The organism is Streptomyces sp. NPDC045021 (assembly GCF_056432645.1).
Genome location: NZ_JBWKIQ010000001.1, coordinates 370728 through 381438 on the forward strand (window position 1 = coordinate 370728; position 10711 = coordinate 381438).

4 protein-coding genes are annotated in these 10711 nt (G+C 72.2%); 2 read left to right on the forward strand and 2 right to left on the reverse strand.

Annotation, left to right across the window (positions count from 1 at the left end; all coding sequences use genetic code 11):
* Positions 1–17: 17 nt before the first annotated feature.
* Together AC07DC_RS01715 and AC07DC_RS01720 are read right to left on the reverse strand one after the other, a co-directional pair.
* Positions 18–2762, reverse strand: a complete 2745-nt coding sequence (locus AC07DC_RS01715) for a right-handed parallel beta-helix repeat-containing protein (protein ID WP_478910839.1) — start codon at positions 2760–2762, stop codon at positions 18–20.
* On the reverse strand, positions 2759–9112 hold the full coding sequence (locus AC07DC_RS01720; protein ID WP_478910841.1) for a putative T7SS-secreted protein: 6354 nt from the start codon (positions 9110–9112) through the stop codon (positions 2759–2761). Before AC07DC_RS01720 ends, AC07DC_RS01715 begins: the two co-directional genes overlap by 4 nt.
* Before the next feature lie 219 nt (positions 9113–9331).
* On the opposite strand from AC07DC_RS01720, the gene AC07DC_RS01725 reads away from it, so the two are divergent.
* Both AC07DC_RS01725 and AC07DC_RS01730 read left to right on the forward strand, forming a co-directional pair.
* Complete coding sequence (locus AC07DC_RS01725; protein ID WP_478910842.1) at positions 9332–10321, forward strand: hypothetical protein; 990 nt, start codon at positions 9332–9334, stop codon at positions 10319–10321.
* 75 nt (positions 10322–10396) lie between these two features.
* Positions 10397–10702: a hypothetical protein gene (locus AC07DC_RS01730; protein WP_138354356.1), complete on the forward strand. Its 306-nt coding sequence runs from the start codon at positions 10397–10399 to the stop codon at positions 10700–10702.
* Positions 10703–10711 lie beyond the last annotated feature (9 nt).

Below are 10711 nucleotides of genomic sequence, written 5' to 3' on the forward strand. Positions count from 1 at the left end.
GGGCAGCCGCCCGGCCGCTACGGCGCGGGCTGGGTGTCGAGCTCCGGCAGATCGAGCTCGGACAGCGTCACCAGATCGTCCTCGGTCGGCTCGTCGATCTCCGCCACCCGGTAGGCCTGCCGCTCCGTCATCGCCTGGAACGCCTGGCGGGCGGAGCGGCCGTTGCCGAACCGCCCGTCCCTGGGCACATGGGCGAAGTAGGCGTCCAGCATCGTCCGCGCCGCGTCGGTGAGGTCGTACTGGTGCGAGGCCGCGTGCTGTTCGACGATCCGGACCAGTTCGGCGGTGTCGTAATCCTCGAACAGCAGCGTCCGGTTGAACCGCGACGCCAGCCCCGGGTTGGAGTCGATGAAGTGCTCCATCTCGGCCGGGTAGCCGGCCACGATCACCACGACCGAGTCCCGGTGGTCCTCCATCAACTTGACCAGGGTCGCGATGGCTTCCTGGGCGAAGTCGTTGCCCGCGCTGCCGCCGACCGGGGCCAGCGAGTACGCCTCGTCGATGAACAGCACACCGCCCATGGCCTCCTGGAACACCCGCTGGGTCTTCGGCCCGGTGTGGCCGACGTACTCGCCGACCAGCGCCGACCGGTCGGCCTCGACGAGGTGGCCGCGTTCCAGCAACCCCACCGCGGCCAGGATCCGGCCGTAGAGCCGGGCCACGGTCGTCTTGCCGGTCCCCGGGTTCCCCGCGAAGACCAGGTGCCGGCTCAGCGGGGGCGCCGCGAGCCCCGCCGCACTGCGCCGCTGCACCATCCGCATGAGCTTGACCAGCGACGCCACATCCTGTTTGACCCGGCCCAGACCGATCAACTCGTCCAGTTCGCCCAGCAGACTGTCCAGACTCTCCTCGGCTTCCTCCGCCGGGCCGCTCTCGTCCGCACCCTTCACGTCAGGCGCCTTCGACGGGCCGGACGCCGCCGCGACCGGGAGCGAAGCGGCCGGCCACAGCGGGGACTTCACCCGGACCGAGACGCACTCCTCCACGACCGGCTCGGCTCCCGGGTCGGCGCTCAGGTCCTCGCCGGCGTCATGGACCCGGATCCGCCGCAGTACGGGAGTCGCCCCGGCACCGAGGTGCACGGCGGGGAATCCGGGTCCGGCGATGTCGCAGTCCTCGAACAGGCCCGCTCCCCCGGCCTCCACGATGAGGCCGTTCTTGCCGGGCCGGACGATGCGGACCCCGCTCAGCCGCGGCTCCGCGTCCCCGGCCACCACCACACCGGAACCGGCCGCCTCCCGGACCTCCAGATCGGTCACCCGCGGCCGGGCGTCCGCCTCCACGACCAGCCCGGCGGTGCCCGGCCGCAACAGCCGCCCGCCCGTCATCTCGACGTCTCCGGGCCCCAGCACGACGGCGGCCCGCTCCCCGTCCGTCACCTCGCAGTCGAGCAGCCGCACCGGGCCGCTGGACGCGGAGGTGATGCCGTTGCGGCAGCGCAGCACGCTCAGTCCCCGTACCTCCGCGCGGGCCGCGCCCGCGATGTCGAGACCGGACATCCCGCAGTGGGCGATCGAGCCGTCGACGATCTCGACGGTCGCGTCGGCGACCACATGCACGCCGTGTTCCGGTGACCCGGACGCCCGCAGCCTGATCAGCTCGACGGTGGCGCGTCCTCCGAGGTGGACCGGACTGAACCGGCACTCCCCCACTTCGCAGTCCTCCAGCCGTACGGTCGCGTCGTCGGCGGCGAGCAGGCCGTTGGCGGCCGACTCCCGTACGGTGCTCTGCCCGGCGGTCAGCCGGGCGGCGCCGTGCACCCGCAGCGCTGCGGCGGCCGTGCGGACGATCCGCGTGTCGGCGAGCCACACGCGGGCGTCGTCCCCGGCGCTCACGCCCGATCCGCCGCTGTCCCGCAGCACGCACGCGGTGAGCAGCACGTGGCCGTGCCCGGTGACGCTCACCGCGTCGGTGCCGGAACCCGTCAGTTCGCAACCGTGCAGGCGCACGCCGTCGTCGGCGCGCACCGTCCGGTCGTCGGCCCCGGCGGGGTCCGCGGGGGCGGGCGAACTGCCCAGGACGCGCACGGCCTCGGCCCCGCTGTCCCGTACCCGGCACTCCGTCAGGAGCGCCGAGCCCTGGTCCTCGACGAGCAGGCCGCTGCGGCCCGTGCGGTCGATCAGGCTGTCACGCAGGATGACCCGGGCACTCTCCCGGACGCGCAGCCCGGAGCCCGAAGCCCCTCGGACGGTGGTGCGTTCCAGTTCGAGGTGGGTGGAGCCGCCGGCCACCAGTCCCGTGCCGTCGGCGTCCGTCAGCAGGCAGTCGGTCAGGTGCACGGCGCCGGTGGTACGCAGCAGGGCGCCGGTGAGGGTGGCTCCGGCGAGCGTCGTGTCGCACAGCCGGGCGTCCGCGGCACCCAGCACTTCCAGCCGGCCGCGGGTGATCCCGCCGCCGGACCATTCGGTGCTGCCGCCGCCGAACCGCACGGCGGGACGGTTGGCCGCCCCGCCTCGTACGGTCAGCCCGCGCAGCACCACCCGGGCGCCGGCGGCCACTTCGAGGCCTGGCCGGTCCTCGTCGGGGGCGGTGACGGTCACCAGGTCGTGGCGGCCCGACGGGTTCTGCCCGTCGGCCGTCCAGGCCAGCAGCGAGACGCTCCGTTCGACGCGCAGCGCCTCGGTGTACTCGCCGGGGGCGATCCGGATCTCGTCGCCGTCCGCCGCCGCGTTCAAGGCGGCGGCGATCGTCGGGTGCGCCGCAGGCCGTTGTTCCGGATCGGCGACGTAGAGGATCGCCGGTCGGGCGGGGGGCGGGGTCACGGGGCGTCTCCGGAGGGCGGGAGCGGGGGCCGGCGGGGGCGGCCCGGGCTGAGGGTGAGGTTGTTCATCCGGGCCTGCAGGTCGATGCCGAGCCGTGCCAGCTCACCCTCGGCGCGGTTCAGCGCCGCGTTCGCCCGGCGCATCAGGTCCATCGCCTGATCGTAGGCGTGCGAGCCCCCGGACGGGGCGTGGGAACTGCTCCCGCCGCCGCCTCTGACCCCCGGATCCAGCGCCTCCAACGCCCTCTGTGCCCGGTTGAGCTCACCGTTGGCCTCGGTGTAGGCGTCCCAGGCGGCGGTCTCGGCCTCCGTGCGTGTGACCTGGGGAGCAGCCGGAACGGAGCTGCTGGGAGCGAAGCCCCGGGTGGAGGACGTGGCGGTGTTCGGCGCCCTGCCCTTCCCCTTGACCTTCGTGCCGGGGTCGGTCGGCGGTGTGCTGTGGTCCGGTTGGCCGGGGGTGTGCGATGTCCCGTCACCGGGGGCGCCGGTGCGGGGACGCTTGGTCGGACCGTGTCCATCCGCTCCTGGCGGCGGGCCGCCGCGCTCCACGGGCGGCTCGGGCGCGCCCGAGCCGTCGGACAGCCGGGCGTGCCAGCCGCCGTCCTCGGGGCTGCCGTGCCAGGTGATCTCCAGGAAGTCGCGGGAACGCTTGCCGCTGGTGGGCCCGCCGATGAAGTGGGGCACTCCGTCGCCGCCGGTCACCCGGATGTCGCGGCCCACCGCGCTGGCGTAGAAGCTGAGCACGTGCAGACCGCCCTCGTCCATCGCGAAGTGCGCGGCGGCACCGGCCGCGCGCAGGCCCTGCAGGGTGTCCGTCGGCGGGTGGATCCGCCCCTGGACGAGCCGTACGAAGAAGTCCTCGACGCCGAGGCCGCGGGCGTTCAGATTGTCGAAGAACGGTTTCAGCCGCCTCTGCGCGGTCGCCCCCGTCACCCCGACGGCATTGTCGATCCGGTTGAACGCGCTCTGCAGCATCCGGGCCGGGTCCAGGCCGGGGGTCGCGACGGCGGCGCGGTCGAGCGCCGCGAACAGCGAGCCGGGTGACAGGTCGATGGCGCGGGTGGGCAGGTGCTCGGCGGCGAAGTACCGCAGGTGGCGCAGGAAGTGCGTGGTGTCCGCGCTGAGCGCGAGGCCGTGCGACACCAGCCGCAGTTCGGCGGGGTTGATCCCGGCGAACACCGCCGCGCCCCCTCCGGGCACCGGGGTGGAGACGGCGGTGCCCACCGGATGCCTCCCCGGCGTGCCCAGCCGGGGGTCGAGACCGCCGGACAGAGCCGCGGTCGTCGGGCGCGGCGCGTCACCGGCGGCGGGGCGCACCGGCCACAGCGGGTCGAACGGGCTGCCGTTGTTCAGGTTCGGCGGCAGCTTCGCGTACTCCTTGGTGATCCAGTTGTCGCGGTGTCCGGCGAGTTCGAGCCCGGAGCGGCCCGACTGGACGTTGCCGCCGGACGCGTCGGAGTTGAAGAGCCGGTCCAGGGGCTTCTTGATGTGCGCGTGGTCCTGCGGGAGGGTGCCGTCCTTCCACAGGTCCTTCAGCAGCCGGGACACGTCGGTGGGGATCGCGGCACCCTGGAAGTCGGTGAGGAACGCGGTTCCGCGTTCCGGCAGGACGTGGTTGGCGGCGTTGAGCTCGCGCAGGGTCAGCCGCGCGTCGAGGGCCTCCTTGGTGTGCCACAGGATCTGCCGCGCCTCGCGGGCCGCGGCGGCCGGCGCGGCATGCAGGTGGCCGCCGCCCTGACCCAGCGCTTCGCCGAGGCTGTGCAGGACCTGCGGCACCCGGTCGGCCCGCAGCCCGCCGACCAGCGAATCGCCGCTGCGCACGGCGTTCCCCAGGTCGTTGAGCACCCCCTGGGCGTGGTTGATCTCCACCTGGTTCAGGGGTGGGCGGTCCGCGCGGAAGGCGTCGTCGATCCGGCTGAGGATCTCCGGCAGCTGGGTGTGGTGGAGCCCGCCGAAGGACGGCAGCGGCAGGTTCCGGTCCAGCTCCCAGGCGTTGAGCTGGTTGAGCCGCTCACTGAGCGTCTGGAACTCCGCGCCCCCGGTGCCGAACCGCACCGGCGGCGTGTCGGGGCGGTGCAGCAGGACGGCGGCCGCGTCGACGAAGAGGTTGGGCTCCGGCGAGTAGGGCAGCTGCGGGTGCATCCCCGCCAGCCGGTCGCGGATGCGCATGTCGAGCCGGATCCGCGCGTCCAGGGTGGGCAGGAAGCTCTCGGGCACGTCGCCCTTGACCTTCACCACCCGGGGCCTCTTCGACGGCCCGTCGGCGCCCGCCTTCGGCGGTTTCGGCGTCTTCGGCGCCTTCGCCGCGTCGGCTGCCAGCCGTTCGTTGGTGACCTTCACCAGGTCTGCCGAGACACCGGGCATCGTGATGTCGGGCATCCGGTAGCCGCCGGACATCATCAGCGGCCGCAGCGGCGTGAATCCGGGCGAGCCGTGCGCGCCGAGCGCCTCGTCGAAGTGCCGGAAGACGTGCTCGCCGCCGGGCACCGTGTGCGGGTGGGCGTCGAAGTCCATGATGGAGAAGTAGGGATGGTTGCCCTGCCGGATCATCGTCTCCGCCAGATGGGTGCTGGCGGCGCTGGTCAAGGTGGCATTGCGGGCGGTGCCGTACGCGAAGTTGACGCTGTGGGTCATCGGGGTGGCGACCAGGGCGAGCGGGTGCGGGAAGGAGGCCCCGCCGAGCGCGTTGTCGATGGCCGTACGGATCGCGGCGAGTTCGGATCGGGGGCCGTTGACACCGATGACGACGGCGACCCGGCTGTCGAAGCCGGTCAGGTTGTGGGTGATGGAGTCCAGGAACGACTGCAGACCGCCCAGCTCCCGGTAGTTGACGATCGCGTTCACCACGTACGCGATCGGACGGGACTCCTCGACGCTCCCGTGCACCAGGGCCACGTAGCGCCCGGCGTCCATCGTCGGAGGGGTGTGCGCGCCCAGGTGCGCGAAGGCGTCGTTGACCGCGGTGTGCGGATCGGCTGTGACGCCCGCGGGCGGGGTCCAGGTGTGGACGCCACCGGTCGGGGCGGGCGTGTCGATCTGCATCGCGTCGCCGCCCTGGTGCGCCGGCGGGGACATGGGGACGTCGTGACCGGCCGGTTGCGGCACGGTGTGCGGCGTGGGGGCGGCCACGGACGGGCCGCCGGCGTGCGGTCCGGTGGAGGGCAACTCGACGTCCATCGCGTCGTCGGCGGCGGTGTGCGAGGCCGTCGGTGACGGGGTGTTCAGCTCGGCGGCGCCGGGGCGCGGCGGGCGGGGTTTGGTCGAGGGGGCGCCGCCGAGCAGGCCGCCGCGGTCGGTGAAGATCTTGCCGGTGACGGAGCGGATCTCCATGCGGGTGGCACGGGCGTCGATGCCGAGCGCGATCAGGGCGTCCTCGGCCTTGTCGACGGCCGCTCCGGTCCGCTCGACGTCGGCCAGCGCCGTCCGGTAGGCGGCGGTAGGCCCGGTGGAGGCGCCCTGGCCGGGCGGCGGGGTCACGTGGTCGAGCTGTTGCTCGGCCTTGCCCAGTTTGGTCGTGGACCGCTCGTACCTGGCCCAGGCGTTGAGCTTCGCGACGGCCTCGGAGCCGCTGGAGCCGCCGATGACGATCTGCCGGGCGGCGTGGATCCGCTGGTTCATCACCAACTCCGCGGCACGCCCACCGAGCCGCCCGCCCGGCGGCAGCGGGGTGACCACGGCGGTCTGCTCGACCGCTATGCCCTTGCCCTTGTCCCGGGGCGCGGGAAGGTGCGGCACCGGCACCTCGGCCACCGCCGGGTGCGGGGTGCCGGGTACCGGCACCCCGTCGGCCTTGACAGGGGTGCCGGGTCGGGCGACCAGGTCGAGCGCGCCGTTCGCGGAGCCGGAGTGGCCGGCGCCTGCGGCGTCCAGTCCCGGCTTGGCGGAGACGCCGGCCGGGGCGCCGGTATGGGCGCTGAGCCCGACGGGAGTGGGCACACGGAGCTCGTCGTCACCACGCAACAGACTCATCGCCAGGTCGTGCGTGGACAGGGCGGGTTGCGGGAGCCGTCCGGGGGTGTTGAGCACGCGCGGCGCGGGGGCAGGGTGCACCGCGGCCCCGGTCGTGACGGACGGCGCAGGGCGCTCCATCAGACCGGTGGGCGTCGTACGGACTCCCGGCTGCGACGGCACCGTGAGCGCGTGCTCGCCCTGGACCCCATGCGCCCCGGCGGAGGGCGCGCCCGTCACGGAGCCGGTCGTCACGTGAGCGACCGGTGCCGGCGGGACCGGGGCGGTGTTGGCCACCGCGTGCGCGTCGATCGTCTTGGGTGCGGAGTCCCCGATGCGCAGGGTGATGCCGTCGGCCCTGATACCGGTCACGGCGACGTCGCCCGAGGCCAGTGCGCGCAGTTCGGGGAAGGTCAGGTCGTTCAGCGCCTCGGCGTGGCCGACGGCGCCGCGGGCCATGGTGACGCCTTCGCCCATGCCGACGGTGTGCGGCACGCTGGTCGTTCCCGGGTGCACCCCGGTGACCGCCTGGTCCATGTGCACCATCGGGGACGAGCCGTGCGCGTCGCGCAGCAGGTCGATGGCGGTGTGGCCGGGCAGCAGCAGATTGCTGTCCAGCCGTACGTGGCCGGCCGCGAGGTCCGCGTTGTGGACGAGCTGCGACCCGGCGGAGATGCCGGCGCCATGGGTGAGCGGCACGCTCAGACCACCTGGCAGCGTCGTCATGCCGTGCGGCAGCGGCGGGGTGACCAGGGACGCTCCGCCGACGCTCAGTCCGCCCGGATGCGGCGCCCCGACACCGGTGATGTGCAGGCCGGGCGCACCACCTGCGTGGCCGACCACGGAGGGGGTTCCGATCCCGTGCAGGCCGCCGATGCTGAGCGCTCCGGAGCCGGGGTTCACCGCGGTGGGCACGCTGAGGGAGGCGCCCGGCGCGTGCATGCCGTCGAGCGCGGCGCCGCGGATGGTGCCGAGCGAGCCGATGCCGAGATGGCCGAGGTTGACGGTGGGCATCGAGCCCAGGGCGAGGTGGACGAGGTTGGTGGTGCCGGCCGAACCGAACCCCGCGCCCGGCCGGAAGAGCCCGCCCAGCGAGGAGTTGGGGCTGAACGTCCCCGGCGAGAAGTGCAGCCCGCCGGGCGTCACGAGCGGGGACGGCACCATCGTGCCGTGGCCGCCGCCCGCCAGCGGCGAGCCGAAGTGCAGCGCGGCGTCGGTGCGGCCCGCGTTGACGAGCAGTTCGTGCAGCTCGGGGTGGGGAATTCCCAGGACGCGTTCGCCGAACGCGAGCCGGGCCGCGCCGCCGAAGCCGAGGACGCCGATCTCCGTGGCGTTGAGCGGCACGATGGCGGCGATGCCGAACCGGCCCGTCCGCTGGAGATTGACCAGCGTGTATGTGCCGACCTTCGCCCAGTCGCCGGTGACGTTTCCGGTGAACTTCACCCAGTCGCTGTGGATGGCGGTGACCATCGTGTTCCAGCCGCCCTTGGCCCCGTTGCCGATGCCGCGCAGCAGGCCGGCCAGGTCGATCTTGAGGGCCGGGCCGAGGTGTGAGCCGATCACCATGGGCGCGATGACGAACTTCGGCAGTCCGGTGAGCGAGGAGAAGTGGCCGATCTGCGACCAGATGTTCTTCCCGGCCATCGCCAGCCCGCCGACGCCGCTCTTGAGGCTGTTGCCCAGCCCCTTCAGCAGGGCGCCGACGTTGATGCCCTTGGTCGTCGGGAAGAGCACACCGAGGAAGGCCAGGCCGAGTTCCAGGCCGGAGGCCTTTCCCTGGCTGAAGGCGACGATGGTCTTGATCAGCAGGACGGCGTTCATGCCCCAGGCGATGATGGCCAGGATGCCGCCGGTGAAGACCGCGAGCACCGACAGGATGATCGTCAGCCACTGGAAGACTTCCCAGAACAGGTCGCAGTCGCTGACCGGTTGGACCATCAGCTCGCCGGCCGTGTGCAGTTGCTTGCGCAGTTCCGTCGCCGCGGTGGACACGTCGCCCTTGGCGTCGTTGGCTCGCTGCTTGAGACCCGGCAACTGCGCGTCGTCCTGCGGCAGACCCTGCGCCGCGGACAGCGCCTGGTCCGCCTCGGCCTGGGCGTTGGTGACGACGGTGCTGTAGGTACGCAGCGCGTTCTCCGCCGTGTGGAAGGACTCCTCCACCCGGCCGACGAACTTGAACAGGTGGTCGTCGACCTTGTCGCGCAGCGCGTCGGCGGTCTTGCCGATGAAGCGCTGGCCGTCGCCCGCGGTGACCTGCAGCTCCTTCAGCCCGGTGTTGATGGTCCCGGCCGAAGTGGCGAGATCGCGCATCGCGTCCGCGACGACGATGAGGGTGGCGGGGTCTCCCGGGGTGGGATCGCCGTCCAGGCCGAGCGCACTCCAGTCCCCTGGACGCGTTCCCACGTTCAAGCACCCCCTGGCGGCGACCTGCCGTAGGCAACAACCGGGCTCCGCACGGCCCGGACATCATGTCTACGCAGTGCGCGCGCGATCGGTTCACTGTGTGAACGACGTCACAGGCTCCGGAGACGGGTGTAATCCGGATCACTGAACCGTTCGGATCCCGGGTGCGTTTGATCTGAGTACGCGTCCCGTCCCCGACTCCGTCCCCCGGGAGTGACTGTGCCCGACATCGCGGTCGACTACGAACTGCTCAACCAGGTCGCCCAGAAGGCCCGCACCCTCAAGGAGCAGGTCCAGGCGGCGCGCGAGGGCAAGCAGGACTACACCGTCAACGAGACCGGGGCTGCCTCCGTCTCCACGGCCATCCGCGCCTACTACTCCGTCTGGAAGAGCTCCTTCAAGCGCTCGGAGGAGAAGCTGGAGAAGCTCGGCAACCTCTACGACGGGGTGGCGCGCGGCTGGGCGGACTGGGACTTCCGGCTGGCCGGTGAGGCGAGCAAGCAGGAGGCGTCACTCGCCGCGGACCTGTACACGACCCAGAAGAAGATCTGGGACGACTGGCAGGCGGCGGTCGCGGCCGGCAACGCCGACCCCAACGACCCGCACGCGCCCAAGCCGCCCGCGGACCGGCCCGGCACCTGGACCACCGACGACGGGCACGGCAACACCACCACGACCACGTACGAGTACGGCCCGGACGGCAAGCCGACGAAGATCACCACGACGCAGCACACCAATACCGGCCTGACCAGTACGGACACCACGAACTACCACGCCGACGGCACGTACGACTCGTCCGCCACCGATGTCTACGGCAACGTCACGACCACGACGGGCAACAGCCAGACCACCGAGTCGGGGAACACCAAGAACACCAACGACCACTTCACCAGCACCACGAAGGATCCCGACGGCAAGGAGAGCACGACCACGGGCACGACCACGTCGGTCTACAACACGACCACCGGTCACCGTGACTCGGACACCACCTACACCACCGTCGGCCCCGACAAGGACGGCAACCAGCAGACCGTGAAGGGCACTACGCACTCCGCGGTGGACCTCAACGGCCACGAGGTCGTCACGACCGTCGAGGTCAACGAGGACGGCAGCGGCACCAAGACCGTGGTGACCGACGGCCGGACCGAGGAGTGGAAGAGCGACAACGCGGACCAGGACAGCGGCTGGACGACGTCCGACGACGACTAGGACCAGGGCCGGAACCGGCCCGACCCGTGAGCCGGGAACGGCACCACGGTCACCCCACAACCAACGGAGCGCACCATGCCCGCAGGCAACATCAACCTTGACTACACCGAGATCCTGCGCGTCTCAGGCGTGATGAACCAGGCCGTCAACGACATCAACCCCCATCTGCTCTCGACGAAGACCTCCGTCGAAGGGCTGCTCGACAACGGGCTGTTCATGCAGCAGAGCAGCCCCGCGATGAAGGCCGCCTACGAGAAGCTGACCGCCTCGCTGCAGCAGGCCGTGGAGAGCATCAACAGCTTCGCGATGCAGTTCACCAAGATCAAGGAGTCCGTCGAGAAGATGGACGCCGACATCGCGGCCAGCACCAACCAGGCCTGACAGCAACTC